15 protein-coding genes are annotated in these 15,886 nt (G+C 72.9%); 6 read left to right on the top strand and 9 right to left on the bottom strand.

The features are described from left to right. Positions 1-40: 40 nt before the first annotated feature. Entirely contained in the window at positions 41-847 is an 807-nt protein-coding gene (locus B7R87_RS07370; RefSeq protein ID WP_130584565.1) for an adenosylcobinamide-GDP ribazoletransferase, read from the bottom strand. A 71-nt stretch (positions 848-918) separates the two neighbouring features. Here B7R87_RS07370 and B7R87_RS07365 point away from each other — a divergent pair, with 71 nt between their 5' ends. Then, complete coding sequence (locus tag B7R87_RS07365) at positions 919-1,698, top strand: hypothetical protein (RefSeq protein ID WP_130584564.1); 780 nt, start codon at positions 919-921, stop codon at positions 1,696-1,698. Here B7R87_RS07365 and B7R87_RS07360 read toward each other — a convergent pair. The 4 genes from B7R87_RS07360 to B7R87_RS07345 form a co-directional block, all read right to left on the bottom strand. Next, positions 1,623-2,360 (bottom strand): hypothetical protein, encoded by a 738-nt coding sequence (locus B7R87_RS07360; RefSeq protein WP_006349699.1) that lies wholly within the window; start codon positions 2,358-2,360, stop codon positions 1,623-1,625. The two genes, B7R87_RS07365 and B7R87_RS07360, sit on opposite strands and share 76 nt — an antisense overlap. Further along, positions 2,357-4,123 carry a phosphatidylglycerol lysyltransferase domain-containing protein gene (locus B7R87_RS07355; RefSeq protein WP_006349700.1) on the bottom strand — a complete coding sequence of 589 codons (1,767 nt, stop codon included), beginning with the start codon at positions 4,121-4,123 and terminating at the stop codon, positions 2,357-2,359. Before B7R87_RS07355 ends, B7R87_RS07360 begins: the two co-directional genes overlap by 4 nt. An 88-nt stretch (positions 4,124-4,211) precedes the next feature. Then, positions 4,212-5,342 (bottom strand): nicotinate-nucleotide--dimethylbenzimidazole phosphoribosyltransferase, encoded by a 1,131-nt coding sequence (locus B7R87_RS07350; RefSeq protein WP_045853118.1) that lies wholly within the window; start codon positions 5,340-5,342, stop codon positions 4,212-4,214. 545 nt (positions 5,343-5,887) lie between these two features. Next, entirely contained in the window at positions 5,888-7,087 is a 1,200-nt protein-coding gene (locus B7R87_RS07345) for a bifunctional adenosylcobinamide kinase/adenosylcobinamide-phosphate guanylyltransferase (RefSeq protein ID WP_006349702.1), read from the bottom strand. Between the two features lie 90 nt (positions 7,088-7,177). Here B7R87_RS07345 and B7R87_RS07340 point away from each other — a divergent pair, with 90 nt between their 5' ends. Then, positions 7,178-7,384: a hypothetical protein gene (locus B7R87_RS07340; protein WP_006349703.1), complete on the top strand. Its 207-nt coding sequence runs from the start codon at positions 7,178-7,180 to the stop codon at positions 7,382-7,384. A gap of 24 nt (positions 7,385-7,408) precedes the next feature. Here the strand turns inward: B7R87_RS07340 and B7R87_RS07335 are convergent, their stop codons facing one another. From B7R87_RS07335 to B7R87_RS07320, 4 genes are all read right to left on the bottom strand, one after another. Continuing rightward, positions 7,409-8,488, bottom strand: coding sequence for a S1C family serine protease (locus B7R87_RS07335; protein ID WP_006349704.1), 1,080 nt, complete (start codon positions 8,486-8,488; stop codon positions 7,409-7,411). Between the two features lie 51 nt (positions 8,489-8,539). Then, positions 8,540-10,414, bottom strand: a complete 1,875-nt coding sequence (locus B7R87_RS07330; RefSeq protein WP_006349705.1) for an ABC transporter ATP-binding protein — start codon at positions 10,412-10,414, stop codon at positions 8,540-8,542. Between the two features lie 111 nt (positions 10,415-10,525). Further along, positions 10,526-11,323 (bottom strand): class I SAM-dependent methyltransferase, encoded by a 798-nt coding sequence (locus B7R87_RS07325; protein ID WP_233169029.1) that lies wholly within the window; start codon positions 11,321-11,323, stop codon positions 10,526-10,528. A gap of 128 nt (positions 11,324-11,451) precedes the next feature. Continuing rightward, entirely contained in the window at positions 11,452-12,048 is a 597-nt protein-coding gene (locus B7R87_RS07320) for a DUF3043 domain-containing protein (RefSeq protein WP_006349707.1), read from the bottom strand. A gap of 386 nt (positions 12,049-12,434) precedes the next feature. Between B7R87_RS07320 and B7R87_RS07315 the strand changes: the two genes are divergently transcribed. The 4 genes from B7R87_RS07315 (at position 12,435) to B7R87_RS07300 (ending at position 15,869) form a co-directional block, all read left to right on the top strand. Next, the gene (locus B7R87_RS07315; protein WP_040916532.1) at positions 12,435-13,205 is read left to right on the top strand and encodes a PspA/IM30 family protein; all 771 of its coding nucleotides are present in this window, start codon (positions 12,435-12,437) and stop codon (positions 13,203-13,205) included. A 107-nt stretch (positions 13,206-13,312) separates the two neighbouring features. Then, on the top strand, positions 13,313-13,591 hold the full coding sequence (gene pspAA, locus B7R87_RS07310; RefSeq protein WP_006349709.1) for a PspA-associated protein PspAA: 279 nt from the start codon (positions 13,313-13,315) through the stop codon (positions 13,589-13,591). A gap of 218 nt (positions 13,592-13,809) precedes the next feature. Further along, a complete protein-coding gene (locus tag B7R87_RS07305; protein WP_202488224.1) occupies positions 13,810-15,192 on the top strand; it encodes a sensor histidine kinase in 1,383 nt (460 codons plus the stop codon). Beyond that, the gene (locus B7R87_RS07300) at positions 15,189-15,869 is read left to right on the top strand and encodes a response regulator (protein WP_006349711.1); all 681 of its coding nucleotides are present in this window, start codon (positions 15,189-15,191) and stop codon (positions 15,867-15,869) included. The genes B7R87_RS07305 and B7R87_RS07300 overlap by 4 nt, the downstream gene beginning before the upstream one ends. Positions 15,870-15,886 lie beyond the last annotated feature (17 nt).

Here is a 15,886-nt window from a genome sequence, read left to right as displayed (position 1 = left end):
ACAACTGGACCCCCGCCGGGGGGATTTGGCCGCGGCCGGCTCAGTGGCCGAGGACCAGGACGACCAGCGCGGTGGTGGCCGCGGTCTCCGCGAGGGCCCCGAACACATCGCCGGTCACACCCCCGAAACGGCGTCGGCAGTGCCGCAGCAGCAACTCGGCGGCGGCGACCGCGGCCAGGGCGGCCAGCCCGTACCGGACCCCGGTCTCCGCGCCGTGCACGGCGCCCGCGCCCGCGCACAGGGCGACGGTGAGCGCGACGGCCACCAGCGCGGAGCGGACCGGGACGGCACCGGCGACCGCCGCGCCCAGCCCCTCGGGCCGGGCCGCCGGGACGCCCGCGCGCGACGCCGCGGTCAGTGCGAGCCGGGCGGCGACGGCCGCCAGCACCGCGCCCCCGGCGCCGTACCCCCAGCCCCGTCCGTACAGGGTCGCGACCGCCGCCACCTGTGCCAGCAGCACGAAGAGCAGGGTGATCACCCCGAACGGCCCGATGTCCGACCGCTTCATGATCTCCAGCGCGGCGGCGGCCGGTTTGGCGCTGCCCAGACCGTCGGCGGTGTCGGCGAGGCCGTCCAGATGCAGTCCGCGGGTGAGCACCGCCGGTACGGCGGCAGTGGCCACCGCGGCCGGGAGCGCGCCCGCCCCCGCCAGCCAGAGCAGTCCGCCCGCCGCGGCGGCAGCGATTCCGACCACCAGCCCGGCGAACGGCGCGCACAGCATTCCGGCCCGGGCGGCGGCCCGGTCCCAGCGGGTGAGCCGGACGGGCAGCACGGTCAGGGTGCCGAAGGCGAACCGCAGACCGGTGACCAGACCGGCGCGTGCGGGGGCGGGGGAAGGCTCGTTCACCGGCGAAGGCTAACCCACCGTCTAGATTGCCCCACAGGCAGGCATTTCCGGAGGAAACGGGAGCGGTCTCCATGGGGCAGTGGTTCCACGACAACATCACCGAGCCGGGCAAACTGCCGATGCTCCTGGCGCTCGCCGCCTTCGTCCTCACCTTTCTGATCACCCGGACCGTGACCCGGCTGATCCGCGCGGGCCGCGGCCCGTTCCGCAACGTCACCCCCGGCGGGCTCCATATCCACCACGTCGTCCCCGGGGTGATCCTCACCGTCGTCGGCGGATTCGGTGCGGTCGGCAGCGGCCGCCACGGCTGGGCCGCGGCCGTCTTCGCGGTCCTCTTCGGCACCGGCGCGGGGCTGGTGCTCGACGAGTTCGCGCTGATCGTCCATCTCGACGACGTCTACTGGACCGAGGAGGGCCGGCGCAGCGTCGAGGTCGTCGTCCTGGCCACCGCCCTCGCCCTGCTGGTCCTCGGCGGCTTCTCGCCCCTCGGTGTGGACACCCTCAGCGCCGACGAGCGGCAGGACCGCACCACCCTGCTCGTCACCCTGCTGGTCAACTTCCTCCTCGTCATCGTCGCCTTCCTCAAGGGCAAGCCGATCACGGCCCTGATCGGGGTCCTGGTGCCGTTCGTGGCGGTGTTCGGCGCGGTACGGCTGGCCCGGCCCGGCTCGCCGTGGGCCCGCCGGTGCTACCGGGGCAGGCACCGGGCCAGGGCCCGCGCCCGGCTGCGCGCGTACCGCCACGACCGCCGCTGGAACGGGCCCCGCCGCCGGTTTCAGGATCTGATCGCCGGGGCGCCGGACCGGCTGCCGTCCCGTACCCCGCGCTCCCCGGGGCCGGGCGGCGACTGATCCCGCCACCACCGGAAGACCGCCGCCACCGCACAGAGCACCAGGGCCGCGGCGATCGCCGCGAGATGCTCCTTGCCCGCCAGATTCGGCTTCACCACCACCTCGACGGCCATGGCCACCACCACCGCCGCGCCGGTGAACCACGCCCGCCGCTGGAAGCACACCACCACCGCGAGCCCCACGACGGCCGCCGAAGGACCGGTGTCCACGATCCGGGCGTCCGTCTCCGGCAGCCCGAGCGGCCCGCCCGGTCCGACCGCGATCCCCAGCCGTGCGTACAGCGTCCCCGCCAGGGTGCAGACATAGGCCACCACCACGGTCCTGACCCGGCCCAGACAGATCTCCGCCACCCCGAACACCAGCAGGATCTGCGCCAGCGCACCCCACACCGGCAGGTCGAGCGCCGGTACGAACAACGACAGGGGGGTACGGAGGAGGGCGAGCCACAGCGGATCCCCGGCCCGTACGAAACCGATCGCGGCGACCGGTCCGTACCCCCACTCCTGGTTCTGCACCACCTGGCAGACGGCGGTCAGCAGGACCGCGGCGAGCGTCAGCGGCACCGCCCGCCACCGCCGCTCCACCAGCGCCCCGCGCACCTCCCCGTACAGCGGCCCCCACTCGCGCCGGGCGAAGCCCGCGACCGCGGCCCGGGCCCTCACCGCCCGCCCTCCAGATGGCGGCGGTGCAGCCATTTCGGCAGCCCCGGCGCCTCCAGGAAGCCCTCGGCGCGGCCCGCCGCCAGCGCGATGCGCGGCAGATCGGCGCTCTTCTCGAAGAGCAGGAACCGGGGCTCCCAGATGGGCCGGTACTTGGCATTGGCCCGGTACAGCGATTCGATCTGCCACCAGCGGGAGAAGAAGCTCAGCAGCGACCGCCACAGCCGCAGCACCGGGCCCGCGCCGAGCCGGGAGCCGCGTTCGAAGACCGAGCGGAACATCGCGAAGTTCAGCGACACCTGGGTGACCCCGATCTCGCCGGAACGCTCCAGCAGTTCGATGACCATGAACTCCATCAGCCCGTTGTCGGAGTCCCGGTCACGGCGCATCAGGTCGAGGGAGAGCCCCTCGGGGCCCCAGGGGACGAAGCTGAGCAGCGCCCGCAGTCCGCCGTCCGCATCGGTGCACTCCAGCATCACGCACCGGCCGTCCTCCGGATCGCCGAGACGGCCCAGCGCCATCGAGAAACCGCGCTCGGTGGCCCCGTCGCGCCAGTCGTCGGCGCGCCGCAGCAGGAGGTCCAGCTCCGCGCGCGGGATCTCCTCGTGGCGGCGGATCCGCACCGTGTACCCGGCCCGTTTCACCCGGTTGTAGGCCTGGCGTACGGTCCGCATCGCCCGGCCCTCCAGGGTGAACTCCGCGGTCTCCACGATCGCCTCGTCGCCCAGCTCCAGCGCGTCCAGACCGTGCCGGGCGTAGATCGTCCCGGCCTCTTCGCTCGCGCCCATCACCGCCGGGATCCATCCGTGCTCCCGGGCCTGCGCCAGCCAGGGGGTGATGGCGCCCGGCCAGGCCTCCGGATCGCCGATCGGATCGCCGGAGGCCAGACAGACCCCGCCGACCACCCGGTAGGCGACGGCCGCCTTGCCGGTCGGGGACCACACCACGCTCTTCTCGCGGCGCAGCGCGAAGTAGCCCAGCGAATCGCGGTCGCCGTGGCGCCGCAGCAGCTCCCGCAGCTGCTTCTCGTCGTCGGGGCCGATCGGATCGACCGCGCGGCGGGAGCGGAAGGCCGCGTACAGCACCCCGAGGAGCAGCAGGGTCGACATCACGTTGATCGTCACATCGACCCAGCCGGGGGTGTGGATCGCCGGGACGTCCGGGTCCTTGACGGCCAGCGAGATCAGCCGCAGGACGCCGTACCGCCAGCGCTCCAGGAAGGACGGCGAACCCGGCGCGGTATTGGTGACGGTCACCAGCGCGGTGGCCAGCAGCGAGGTCACCAGCAGCCCGCCGACGGCGACCACCGCGGCCAGTTTCGGGTTGGCGCGGTCCCCCTTGGCGTAGAACTCCCGCCGTCCCAGCAGCAGCGCGCCGAAGAAGGACGCGGTCAGGATCAGCGACACCCAGTTCTGGGCGTGGGCCCTGATCGCCGGGTCCTGGACGAACGCCAGCACGAACAGCGGCAGGAACAGCCCCACCAGCACCATGTTGAGGATCCACGCGGCCCGTTTCCGGCGGCGCATGGTGATCGCCAGGAAGAGCGTGAACACCCCCGACGCGAAACCGGCGGTGAGCAGATAGGGGGTGAAGTAGTCGTCGATGTTGTGGCGGCGGATGTCCTGGCCGAAGGAGACCCAGACGGCGCTCAGGAGATTGACGGATGTGACGGCGCGCAGATACCAGACGGTGAACGCCCAGCTCCGGCGGGCGCGGGCGGTGGTGGCGGGGCGCTGAGCATCGCTGGACAAGCGGACCTCTCCCATGAAAAGCTATCATATGGGGCATCGCTGGACATGGTGGGTCAGGGTGCGGTCGTCGCCGTGGCCCGTGGCGGCGACCGCACCCGTTGTGTCAGTCCGTCGCGCTCTCCGCCGCTCCACCGTCCGGTACGGTCGCCGGACTCTCGTCCCCGGCCGTTCCGTCCTCGGCCTCTGCCTCCGTACGCTCCGGCAGCTCGGCCAGCAGTGCGGAAGCGGCCTGAACGAGGGGGAGTGCCAGCAATGCCCCGGTTCCTCCGCCTACAGTGACGCCCTGTTCGAGGATCGGGTTGAGTGCCATCCGGTCCAGCGCCTTCGCCTGCCCCGGCTCACCCGTGAGCTGACCGGCCAGCCACCAGTCCGGCGCGCGGAACGCGGCCCGCTGCCCCACCAGCGCACACGCCGCGGAGACGACTCCGTCGAGGACGACCGGGGTACGGCGTACGGCGCACTGCAACAGGAAACCTGTCATCGCCGCGATATCGGCGCCGCCGACCGCCGCCAGCAGATCCGTCTGATCGCCCAGCACCGGGCGGGCCCGGCGCAGCGCGTCGCGGATCGCCGCGCACTTGCGCATCCACGCCAGATCGTCGATCCCGGCGCCGCCGCGGCCCGTCACTACCGAGGCGTCCGTACCGCAGAGAGCGGCGATCAGCACCGCCGCCGGGGTGGTCCCGCCGACGCTCAGATCCCCCAGGACGACCAGATCCGTGCCCGAGTCCGCCTCCTCGTCCGCGATCGCCGCGCCCAGTCGCAGCGCCGCGTCCACCTCGTCCGGCGTCAGCGCGTCCTCGATGTCGATCCGGCCGCTGCCGCGGCGCACCCGGTGCCGGACGACCTCCTCCGGCAGCAGCTCGGGATCGCAGTCCAGGCCCGCGTCGACGACCCGCACCGGCACCCCGGCGCCGCGCGCCAGCACCGCGACCGGGCTGGTCCCCTCCAGTACCTCCCGCACCAGGTGGTACGCCTCGCCCGCGCGCCGTCCCGACACATCGAGCCCGGCGACTCCGTGATCACCGGCGAACAGCACCACGCGCGGCCGCGCGATCACCTTCGGCGGCGATACGCCCTGCGCGGCGACCAGCCACTCCCCGAGCTCGTCGAGCCGCCCGAGAGCCTTGGGGGCGACGGCGAGACGGGCGCGGCGGTCTTCGGCGGACTGGCGCAAGGCGCCGTCGGTGCGGCCGATCAGGTCGGAGTAGTCATCGAGATTCACCCTGCTCATTCGCGGAACAGTACCGGGACGCCTCCCGCTGCGGGGTACGCCCGTGGTCCCCCGCGCCCCGAACACCTCCCGCGGCCGGTGGCCTCGCCCCGCGGCGCGGCGAGCGCCGTGCCCGGCGGGGCGGTTCTCCGGCCGCGGCCCGGATGTGGCTTGTCGCGCAGTTCCTCGCGCCCCTACATACCCGCCTCGCCCTCGTCGGATTCAGCATGCTGGCGCCCGCCAGGACAAGGGCGCAGGGGAGAGGTACCTAGGGGCGCGGGGAACTGCGCGAACGACCCACGACGGCGCGCGGTCGGGAAACGACCCTCGCTGGGCACGGCGTTTTCCCTCATGCTTGAGGAAAGCAACCAGGGCGCTGGGGGTCCCCCCATTGCCGAAGGCATAGGGGGAGGAACTGCGCGAGCAACCATCCACGGGCCGCGGCCGGGAAGCGAACCCGCCCGCACGGCGCTTGTCCGCAGGCGAGGGGCCCTGGGCCTGAAGACACCCCCGCGGCGGCAGGCGCCCGGGGCACAGGGAACGGGCGCACCCCACAGCGGGAGGCGTTACGTGCGGAGGGGGAGCGACTGGCCCGCCACCACCAGCAGCAGGTGCTCGCACTCCGCCGCCACCGCCGCGTTCAGCCGCCCCAGCTCGTCACGGAAACGGCGGCCCGACGACGTCGCCGGGACCACCCCCGAACCCACCTCGTTCGTCACCGCCACAACCGTCCGCCGCGTCTGCCGCACCGCCTCCACCAGCTCCGCCACCCGCTCCCGCAGCGCCCGTTCGCCCCCGGAGTGCCAGGTGTCGTCGGACCACGCCCCGGCCCGGTCCATGGCATCGGTGAGCCACAGCGACAGACAGTCGATCAGCAGCGGCGGCCCCGGCTCCGCAAGCAGCGGTACGAGTTCGCAGGTCTCCTCGGTACGCCACGAGCCGGGACGCCGCTCGCGGTGGAGCCGGACCCGGTCCGCCCACTCCGTGTCCCCGCCCCGGGTCCCGCCGGTCGCCACGTACAGCACGTCAGGGAAGGCCTCCAGTCGCCGCTCCGCCTCCAGCGACTTCCCGGACCGCGCGCCCCCGGTGACCAGGGTCCGCCGGGGCACGTCGGGCACCGCGTGGTACTCGCCCACCAGCAGCGTGGACCCGTCGGGTACGGCCCGGGCGCCCGCCGCAGCCAGCCGGCGGTCCAGCTCGGGCCCGCCCGGCACATCGTGGTCGAGGTGGACGGCGACGATATCGGTGGTCGGCCCGACCGCCCCCACCGCCCGCAGCCGGGCGATCGCGTCGGGCCGCCCCACGACGTCCGCGACGACCATCTCGTACGGGCGGGATGCCTCCGCGGGGGCCGCGGGAGCGCCGCCCGGCGGCAGGTACAGCAGCCGGTCCCCGTCCGGCGAGGTCACCTCGTACCCCGTGCCCGGCGCGTCCATCGGCACCGCTCGTACCCGGTGTCCGCTGATCAGCGTCAGGACCCGCCCGTCCGGCACCCGGCCCGCCGCGGGCAGCCCGGGCGGGAGATCGACCGCGGGGCCGTCGTGCGGATGGGTCAGCAGGACCTGGCGCACCCCCACCAGGGAGTGTCCGGCGCGCGCCGCGGCGAGCGCCGCGCCCGGGGTGAGGTCGAGCAGCAGCGCCCCGTCCACCAGGAGGGCCGTGGCGGCCCGGGCGCGTGTCCCCCGGGCGAGGGCGCAGACCGCGCACGGACAGTCGGACCTGGGGAGTCCGGCGGGGGCGCCGGTGCCGAGCAGAGTGAGTTCCACCCCTTGATCCTCCCGTGTCCCCGGCGCCGTTGCGCGCCCGGATACGCTGCGGGCAGGACGGAGATCACCTACAGCCCTCCGGAGGCGGACATGGCATGGACGTGGCGGTTCGAGAAGTCCGACGGCAAGCAGGTCCCGCCCGCGGTGGAACCCGAGGAGTTCACCACCCAGGGGGATGCCGAATCGTGGATCGGTGAGCACTGGAAGGCCCTGCGGGCCGGGGGCGCCGATCAGGTCGTCCTGCTGGAGGACACCACGGTGATCTACGGCCCGATGAGCCTGGACGCGCCCGAGTAGCCGAGGGGCGAAGGGGGGCGCGGCTCAGACCTCGCCCAGCGTGACCTGCGCTGTTCCGCGCTCCCCGGCCCTCGTGTAGACCACCGTCACCTTGTCGCCTGGGCTCTCGGACGCCAGCGCCTCCGCCAGCGAGGTGATCGTGGTGATCTGCGCGGGGCCGATCTTGGTGATGATGTCGTTCGGCCGCAGTCCCGCCTGGTCCGCCGGGCCCCCCTTCTCCACCTCGACGATCGCCGTGCCCGCGGGCTGGTAGTTGTCGTCGAGCACGGTCCGCGCCGTGATGCCGAGCGCCGCCCGGCCCGAGTCGGTGACCCGCCCGTCCTTGATGATCTGGTCGGCGACGGTTCTGACCATGGACGACGGGATGGCGAAGCCGATCCCGGGCGCCGCGCTGTTGCCGAGGTCGGGGTCGGTCGCGGCGAGGGTGGGGATGCCGATGACCTCGCTGTCCAGGTTGACCAGCGCGCCGCCGCTGTTGCCGGGGTTGATCGCGGCGGACGTCTGCACCATGTTGCCGATGGTGGCGCCCGTACCGCCGCCGGACGAGCTCTCGGTCACGGTCCTGCCGACGGCCGAGACGATGCCCTGGGTGACACTGCCGTACAGGCCCAGGGGCGAGCCCATCGCGAGGACGATCTGCCCGACCTCCACCTTGCTGCTGTCGCCGAGGGTCGCCGGCTTCAGACCGGTGGGGACCCGGTCCAGCCGGAGGACGGCGAGATCCTGTTCCGGATAGGCGGAGACCAGCTTCGCCGGGATCGGCTCCTCGCCGGTGGCGATGGTGACCTGGAAGGTCTGCCCCGAGTCGATGACATGGGCATTGGTGATCAGATGGCCCTGGTTGTCGTAGACCACGCCGGAGCCCAGACTGTCGCCGGTTTCGATCTGGACGACCGACGGCAGGACGTTCCGGATCACGGTCTCGTAGTCGGTCTGGAGGTCGTTGACGGCCTTCGGGGCGGCCGCCCGGGTCGAGCCGGCCGGTACGGCCCCGGGCGCGGGCTCGTCGCCGCAGCCCGCGACGAGTGCGATCAGGGATATCGCGGCGGTCAGCGCGAGCAGGGGGCGGCGTACGGGCGGGCGGGTGCGGGGTGCGTCGTCCATGTTCGGAGTCTCCCCGCGGCCCGCCCCCGACGGCCTGTTGTACGCCTCCGATCAGGTGGCCCGTACCCCCGCCGCCGCTCCCGCCGCTTGACGGGGTTCCCCCACCACCGGGGCGGACGCCAGGAACTGGGTGGCCGCCAGCTCCCCGTACAGCGGATCCCGCTCCACCAGCTCGGCATGCGTGCCCACGGCCCGGACCCGGCCCCCGTCCATCACCACGATCCGGTCCGCCAGTGTCACCGTCGACAGCCGGTGTGCCACGACCAGCACCGTCACCTCCCGCGCCACATCCGCGACGACGTCCCGCAGCGCCATCTCGTTGACCGCGTCGAGCTGCGAGGTGGCCTCGTCGAGCAGGAGCAGCCGGGGGCGGCGCAGCAGCGCCCGGGCGATCGCGACCCGCTGGCGCTCCCCGCCGGACAGTTTGGAGCCGCGGTGGCCGACGACGGTGTCCAGACCGTCCGGCAGCCGGTCCACGAGCCCGTCGAGCCTGGCCCGGACCAGTACCTCCCGGACGGCGTCCTCACCGGCGTCCGGGGCCGCGAAGACGAGGTTCTCGCGCAGGGTGCCCGAGAGCACGGGCGCGTCCTGCTCCACATAGCCGATGGACGCCCGCAGCTCGGCCAGCGGCCACTCCCGGATATCGCGCCCGTCGATCAGGATCCGGCCGCCGGAGGTCTCGTAGAAGCGTTCGATCAGTCCGAAGACGGTGGTCTTGCCCGCGCCGGAAGGGCCGACGAAGGCGGTCATCCCGGCGCCCGGCACGGTGAAGGAGACGCCGTGGTGGACGTACGGCAGCTCCTCGCGGTAGCGGAAGCGGACCTCGTCGAACTCGACCGCCGCCGCCCGGTTCACCGCCCCGGACGCGTCCTTCACCGGTCCCGGGTCCTCGGTCTCCAGCCGTTCGGCCTCCACGATCCGGGCGATCGCCGCCGCCCCGACCTGGTACTGCGTCGCCGCGTCCACCAGCGAGGTCACGGGTTCGATCAGATAGAAGAGGAAGAGCAGGAACGCCACCAGGGTGGAGACCGGGATCTCCCCGGACGCCACCCGCGCCCCGCCGACGCCCAGCACCGCCAGGAACGACACCTGGACGGCGAGCCCGATCGACGTGAAGGCCACGGCCTCCCACTTCGACGACCGTACGCCGTACTTCCAGGCCCGCACCGCCGCCCGGTCGACCACCTCGGTCTCGCGGTCCTCCGCGCCGGACGCCTTGATGGTCCGGAACGCGCCGAAGGCCCGCTCCAGCACCGTGGATATCTCCCCGACCGCTTCCTGGGACTTCTTCGCCGCCTCGGAGATCTGCGGCATGACCATGGCGACGGCCCCGCCGACCAGCACGATCACCCCCAGGGTGACCCCGAGCAGCACCACGTCCAGCAGGCCCATCAGCACGATCGTGGCCACGAAGGTCACACCCCCGCTGATCGCCGCGACCACGGAGCGGGTGGTGACCGCCTTCAGCAGGGTGGTGTCCGAGGTGACCCGGGACATCAGATCGCCCGGCTGGGTCCGCTCCACCTCCGGGAGCCTCAGCCGCAGCAGCCGGCCGATCAGGGTGCGGCGGGCGGCCAGCACCACCGACTCGGCGGTGCGGTCGAGGACGTACGCCCCCACCGCGTCGATCGCCGTACCGACCAGCACCAGCGCCGTCAGCACGATCAGCACACCGCCGATCGCGTCGTCGCCGCCCAGCCTGTCCACCAGCGATTTGGCGGCCAGCGGCTGGGCGAGCCCGGCGGCGGCCCCGGCCAGCGCGCAGAGCGCGCCGAGCACGACGGCCCGGCGGTGCGGCCTGAAATGGCCGTACAGCGCACGCCAGGTCTCTCCGGCGGTCAGCCGCGGCGCACTGTCGGAACGGATGTCGTCAGTCGTCGAGGACCGGGAAGTGTCGTCATTTCGGGTGGTGTCGGTGGTGCTCACGTGTCCGGTGACGCAGAATCCCCCGCGACTGCCTGACCGCCGACCGGAAATCACCGGTGAAGGCCGGCGCGGGCCGCCGGAGCGGGCCCGCGAACCCGGACCCGGCCGGGATCAGCCGCGTACGCCGCAGAGGTGCAGCAGCGCCGCCGTACGACGGTACGGATCGGTCCGCCCGGCCCGGTCCTCCGCGGCCAGCAGCCGTTCGAGGTCCGGCGAGTGGTCCCGGGCGCCCTCCGTGACCACCGGGAGCGTCGCATCGTCGGCCCACTCGCTGAAGACCTGCACGCCGTACCAGACGTGCAGCGGCGCGGCGATCCCCGCGAGGGTGGCGGTGAGCGCGTCCAGCCGGTCGGCCCGCAGGGCCCGGCCGGTCCGCTCGTCGGTGAAGGCGGTGGTGTCGGGGTCCAGCGCGGACAGCGCCCCGGCCCAGTCCCCGGCCAGCCCGGGTCCGAGGGCGAGCGCGTCCGCGTTCCGTACGACCAGGGAGAGCAGGCCGCCGGGCGCCAGCACCCGGGCGAGGCCCGCGAGCACCGCGTCGGGCTCGGGGGAGCTCATCAGCACACCGTGGCAGAGCACCACGTCGAAGCTGCCGGGCGCGAAGTGGGCCCCGGTCTCGCGGCTGTCGCCCTCGATGAGCCGGACCCGTTCCTGGATTCCGGCGGGCTCGGCGGCCAGGGCCTCACGGGCGGCCGTCAGCAGCTCGGGGCCGGACTCCAGGCCGGTGATCGCATGCCCGGCGCGGGCCAAGCGCAGGGCTTGGAGGCCGCGTCCCGTCCCGACGTCGAGGATCCGCAGCCGCCGGCCCACCGGGTAGCGGGCGACGATCTGCTCGTCGAGCTGGCGGGAGAGCAGCTCCTCGCGGAGGAGTTCCCGTACGGCCCCGGGGGCCAGGCTCGGTCCGGGGGACACGGCTGCCCCGGCGGTCGCGGGGGCGGCTTCGGGCACGGAACCACCGGGAACAGCAGCTTCGGGCAGCTCGGACTCGGGACCGGCGAGTGCCGGTCCGCCCGGCGCTCGGCCGCCGGGCGACTGACCGCTCAGGGCCGCTCTCCGCGCTTGACCTGCGGCTTCGGCAGACGCAGCCGGCGCATCTGGAGGGTCCGCATCAGACCGTAGGCGACGGCACCGCGCTTGGACTCGTTCGGGAAGCGCTCGTTGAGCTGCTTCTTCATCCGGATCGACAGACCCACCGAGTCGATGATGATCATGACGATCACGCCCAGCCAGAGCAGCAGCGAGATGGTCTGGAGCTGACCGACGCGGATCATGCTCAGTACGAGGATGATCACCGCCATCGGCAGGAAGAATTCCGCGATGCAGAAGCGGGAGTCCACGAAATCGCGGACGAAGCGGCGGACCGGGCCCTTGTCACGGGCGGGCAGATACCGCTCGTCACCATTGGCCAGAGCCTCGCGCTGGCGCGCGAGCTCCGTCCGCCGGGTCTCCCGCGCCTGCTTCATCGCGGCCTTGCGGTCGCGCGGCTGCGTGGCGGCACGGCGGCGCTGGCTCTGGGCCTCACTCCGCTTCGGAGTCGGGCGGCCCTTCGGGGCCTGCGGATCGCGGGTCTGCTGGGAGTCGGCCGCCGTCAACTGCTCGGCGGGGGCCTTCTCTGTCTTGGCGCGGCTACGGAACACAAAAACCAAGGGTACGGGGTCGTTCGCATGGACCCAACGCCGGATGGGAACGAAACGGCAACACCGTACGTGTGTACTGAAAGGAGGCTGCACCGAAATCGGCACCGGGGCGGCCCCTCCGGCCCGTGCCCGCGCGGGCCGCGCGGTGATGCACCGATGTCGAGGAGTGGGTGCAGGACGCCCGGGAGGACCCCGCCGGGGCGGCGACCCTGACGCTCGTCTACTCCTTGCGCCGGATCGGACGCCGTGCGCAGTCGTCCTTGGGGAGGAGCGCATCCGTGCTCGAACAGTGCGGTAATGGAGGCAGGGCCCGTACTGTGGGTTCTGTTGGAGTGCTGGAGCTGTAGTCCGTCAGAAGGGGGCGCGCGAAGCCCATGAGCGGTGTCATGAAGCGTATGGGGATGATCTTCCGCGCGAAGGCGAACAAGGCCCTTGACCGGGCCGAGGACCCGCGCGAGACCCTTGATTACTCGTATCAGAAGCAGCTGGAGCTGCTGCAGAAGGTGCGCCGTGGAGTCGCGGACGTCGCGACCTCCCGCAAGCGCCTGGAGCTCCAGCTCAACCAGTTGCAGGGCCAGTCCTCCAAGCTGGAGGACCAGGGCCGCAAGGCGCTGGCGCTCGGCCGGGAGGACCTGGCCCGTGAGGCGCTGTCCCGGCGTGCCGCCCTCCAGCAGCAGGTCAGCGACCTGGAGACCCAGCACAGCACGCTCCAGGGCGAGGAGGAGAAGCTCACCCTCGCCGCTCAGCGGCTCCAGGCCAAGGTCGATGCCTTCCGTACCAAGAAGGAGACCATCAAGGCCACCTACACCGCAGCCCAGGCCCAGACCCGGATCGGCGAGGCGTTCACCGGCATCTCCGAGGAGATGGGCGACGTCGGTCTGGCGATCCAGCGGGCCGAGGACAAGACCGCCCAGCTCCAGGCCCGGGCCGGGGCCATCGACGAGCTGCTCGCCTCGGGCGCGCTCGACGACCCGACCGGCATGGCCAAGGACGATATCGCCGCCGAGCTGGACCGGATCGCCGGCGGGACCGACGTCGAGCTGGAGCTCCAGCGGATGAAGGCGGAACTGGCCGGCGGCAGCAGCACCGGACAGCAGGCCATCGAAGGCGGCTCGGCACAGGACGGCCCGGGCCGTCCCGACTTCAACAAGCACTGACCGCAAGCACTGACCACTACGGACCGCAAGGACGGCGGAAGGCACCGCTCCGGGGAGACCCGGGCCGGTGCCGGACCGGCCGGCACACCGGGAAGTGAGGGCTCGTCATGATCGTACGGATCATGGGGGAGGGCCAGGTGAGGCTGGCGGACAGCCACTTCGCCGAACTGAACAAGCTCGACGACGAACTCCTCGCCGAGCTGGAGGCGGGCGACGAAGACGGTTTCCGCCGTACCTTCACCGCACTGCTCACCCGGGTCCGGGAACTGGGCGAGCCCCTCCCGGACGATGTGCTGGAACCCTCCGAGCTGATCCTCCCCGCCCCCGGGGCCACCCTGGACGAGGTCCGCGAGCTGTTCGGCGACTGGGGCTTCATCCCCGGCTGACCCTCCTCCGGCCCGCGCTCCCGCTCCGGTCCGCGCTCCTTCTCCGGGGCCGTCCGGTACGGCTCCGCCGCGTACACACTCCGACACAGCACCCCGCGCCCACCGGTCACCCCCGGTGGGCGCGGTGCGTTCACCCACGGGTGCCGGTGGACGCCGTTCGCCGCGTGGCGCAGCCAATAGGCCCGTTCGGGGGTTCCGGGAGGCGGCACACCGTACCGTTGCTTGACGTGACGACCCTCGCCGACGGTTTCGACCGGACCCGGTCCTGGCTGCGCGAGCACCCCATGGCGCTCGACGGAGCCCTCGCGGGCACCGTTTTCCTCTGTATGGTCGTGGGCTCGTTCGCCGAGCCCTACGGGTACGGGGAGCACGGCCCGCGGTTCCGGGTCCGCAGCCCCGACGAGCGCAGCCTGGTCCTGATGACCCTGGCCGCCGCCGCGCTGGTGCACCGCCGCCGGAACCCGATGGCGGTCCTCGCCTTCACCTCCGTGCTGACGGCGGCCGAACTCCTCTACGGCAACCGGCCCGCGCCCGTCGCCATGGCCGCCGTCATAGCCCTCTACACCGTCGCCTCCCGCACCGGCCGGGCCACCACCTGGCGGGCGGGCCTGCTGACGATGACCGCCCTCACCGGCACCGCCATGTTCTTCGGCAGCACCCCCTGGTACACCCAGGAGAACCTCGGCATCTTCGCCTGGACCGGAATGGCGGCCGCCGCGGGGGACGCGGTCCGCAGCCGCCGCGATGTCGTCGAGGCCATCAAGGAGCGGGCCGAACGGGCCGAGCGCACCCGCGAGGAGGAGGCCCGCCGCAGGGTCGCCGAGGAGCGGCTGCGGATCGCCCGCGATCTGCACGATGTGGTCGCCCATCACATAGCCCTGGTCAATGTGCAGGCGGGCGTCGCCGCCCATGTCATGGACCGCCGCCCGGACCAGGCGAAGGAGGCGCTGGGGCATGTCCGCGAGGCCAGCCGCTCGGCCCTCAACGAACTGCGGGCCACCGTCGGACTGCTGCGGCAGTCCGGCGACCCGGAGGCCCCCACCGAACCGGCGCCCGGGCTCGACGTCCTCGACGAACTGGTCACCACCTTCCGGCAGGCGGGCCTGCCGGTGGAGGTGGCCCGTGCCGATGAAGGCGTGCGACGTCCGGCGGCCGTCGATCTGGCCGCGTACCGGATCATCCAGGAGGCGCTGACCAATGTCCGCAAGCATGCGGGACCCGATGCGAAGGCCGAGGTCAGCGTGATCCGGGTGGGCTCGACGCTGGAGGTCACGGTGCTCGACAACGGGATCTCGGGCCGGATGCCGTACGCCTCGGGCCGGATGCCGTACGCGAGGACCGAACCTCCGGACCCCGGCTCCGAAGCACCCCGGCCCGGTGCCGGGGACACCGCCGGGCCCCCCGGCACCCCGGCCCCCGACGCGGTCGCCGCCGCGGGCGGCCCGCCGCACGAGATCGGCGGCACCGGCCACGGACTCCTCGGCATGCGGGAACGGGTCTCCGCCCTCGGGGGCAGGCTGACCACCGGCCCCCGCTACGGCGGCGGCTTCCGGGTCCAGGCGATACTGCCCCTCACCGCGCGTTCGGGGGAGGACACATGACCATCCGGGTCTTGCTGGTCGACGATCAGACGCTGCTGCGCAGCGCGTTCAGGGTCCTGGTGGACTCCGAACCGGACATGACCGTCGTCGGAGAGGCGGCGGACGGCGCCCAGGGCGTCGAACTCGCCCGCGCCGAGAAGCCGGACGTCGTCCTGATGGACATCCGGATGCCCGGTATGGACGGTCTGGCCGCGACCCGGCTGATCAGCGCCGATCCCGAGCTGGCCCGGGTACGGGTGGTCATGCTGACCACCTTCGAGGTGGACGAGTACGTGGTCCGGTCGCTGCGCGCCGGAGCCTCCGGCTTCCTCGGCAAGGGCGCCGAGCCCGATGAGCTCCTCAACGCCATCCGGATCGCCGCCGCCGGGGAGGCGCTGCTCTCACCGGTCGCCACCAAGGGGCTGATCGCCAAGTTCCTCGCCCAGGGCGGCCCGGACGAGGACGCCTCCGAGCCCTACTCCGACCGGCTGGACGCGCTCACCGTACGGGAGCGGGAGGTCCTCGTCCTGGTCGCGGGCGGCCACTCCAACGACGAGATCGCCGAACGGCTCGCCGTCAGCCCGCTGACCGTGAAGACCCATGTGAATCGCGCCATGGCCAAACTGGGCGCCCGGGACCGGGCCCAACTCGTCGTCATCGCCTACGAGTCGGGGCTGGTCCGTCCAAGGGTGGACTAGGACGGGAACCGCGTACT

The organism is Streptomyces tsukubensis, assembly GCF_003932715.1.
Taxonomy (GTDB): domain Bacteria; phylum Actinomycetota; class Actinomycetes; order Streptomycetales; family Streptomycetaceae; genus Streptomyces; species Streptomyces tsukubensis.
Note: the sequence above shows the minus strand (reverse complement) of the source record. Positions and strands in the feature narration are given on the sequence as shown.

Excerpts from the sequence above, each read along its gene's own strand:
- B7R87_RS07365 (WP_130584564.1), top strand. The coding sequence starts at position 919 with ATGGGGCAGTGGTTCCACGACAACATCACCGAGCCGGGCAAACTGCCG.
- B7R87_RS07355 (WP_006349700.1), bottom strand. The coding sequence starts at position 4,123 with ATGGGAGAGGTCCGCTTGTCCAGCGATGCTCAGCGCCCCGCCACCACC.
- B7R87_RS07350 (WP_045853118.1), bottom strand. The coding sequence starts at position 5,342 with ATGAGCAGGGTGAATCTCGATGACTACTCCGACCTGATCGGCCGCACC.
- B7R87_RS07340 (WP_006349703.1), top strand. The coding sequence starts at position 7,178 with ATGGCATGGACGTGGCGGTTCGAGAAGTCCGACGGCAAGCAGGTCCCG.
- B7R87_RS07335 (WP_006349704.1), bottom strand. The coding sequence starts at position 8,488 with ATGGACGACGCACCCCGCACCCGCCCGCCCGTACGCCGCCCCCTGCTC.
- B7R87_RS07315 (WP_040916532.1), top strand. The coding sequence starts at position 12,435 with ATGAAGCGTATGGGGATGATCTTCCGCGCGAAGGCGAACAAGGCCCTT.
- pspAA (WP_006349709.1), top strand. The coding sequence starts at position 13,313 with ATGATCGTACGGATCATGGGGGAGGGCCAGGTGAGGCTGGCGGACAGC.
- B7R87_RS07300 (WP_006349711.1), top strand. The coding sequence starts at position 15,189 with ATGACCATCCGGGTCTTGCTGGTCGACGATCAGACGCTGCTGCGCAGC.